The organism is Prevotella sp. MGM2 (assembly GCF_002933955.1).
Lineage (GTDB): Bacteria > Bacteroidota > Bacteroidia > Bacteroidales > Bacteroidaceae > Alloprevotella.
Window position 1 is genome coordinate 1 of sequence record NZ_BEWW01000206.1, and the last position, 969, is coordinate 969.

The 969-nt window shown below is 51.3% G+C and carries 1 protein-coding gene; it reads left to right on the plus strand.

The annotated features are described in order from the left end of the window. Positions 1-876: bifunctional methylenetetrahydrofolate dehydrogenase/methenyltetrahydrofolate cyclohydrolase FolD (gene folD / locus C5S62_RS04975; protein WP_104404315.1), on the plus strand; the 876-nt coding region annotated here is incomplete at its 5' end. Positions 877-969: the final 93 nt, after the last annotated feature.

The following is a 969-nucleotide window of genomic DNA, read 5'->3' on the forward strand; positions in this document are numbered from 1 at the left end:
CAAATCATCGACGGAAAGGCCACAGCGGCCGAAATCAAGAAAGAAATAGCCGAAGAAGTAGAACACATTGTAGCCGGCGGCGGCAAGCGGCCGCATCTGGCCGCTGTGCTCATCGGGCACGATGGAGGCAGTGAAACTTACGTACACAACAAAGTGCTGGCTTGCGAGGCCTGCGGTTTTCAGTCGACTCTCATCCGTTACGAGGACGATGTGACGGAAGAGGAACTGCTAGCCTGTGTAGACCGCCTTAACAATGACACCGATGTGGACGGCTTCATCATCCAGCTGCCCCTTCCGGCTCATATAAACAAGCAACGCATCATAGAGCGCATAGACTACCGCAAGGATGTGGACGGTTTCCATCCTGTCAATGTAGGACGGCTGGCTATCGGACTGCCCTGTTATATTTCAGCCACTCCTTTGGGCATACTTACCCTCATGCGCCGTTATGGCATCAAAACCAGCGGTAAGAAGTGTGTCATTCTGGGACGTTCAAATATTGTGGGCAAACCCATGTCACAACTGATGATGCAAAAACACTACGGCGACACCACCGTGACCGTATGCCACAGCCATAGCGCAAACCTGGAAGAAGAATGCCGCCAGGCCGATATCCTCATAGCGGCTATCGGCAAGCCGGAATTCGTCAAAGCCGATATGGTTAAAGAGGGAGCTGTGGTCATTGACGTCGGTACCACCCGCGTTCCGGACCCTACCCGTAAAAGCGGTTTCCGCCTTTGTGGCGATGTCAGGTTCGACGAAGTCGCTTCAAAGTGCAGCTACATCACGCCCGTTCCGGGAGGAGTCGGACCGATGACTATTTGCATGCTGATGCTCAACACCTTGGCTGCCGGAAAGAAAGCATATTATGATTGATATTCCGTCTAAAATTGAATTTGAATTGCAATACGGGGAATTGTCGTAAAAAATACAACGTTTTCTTACACCAATAACGCCGGAAAACACAGA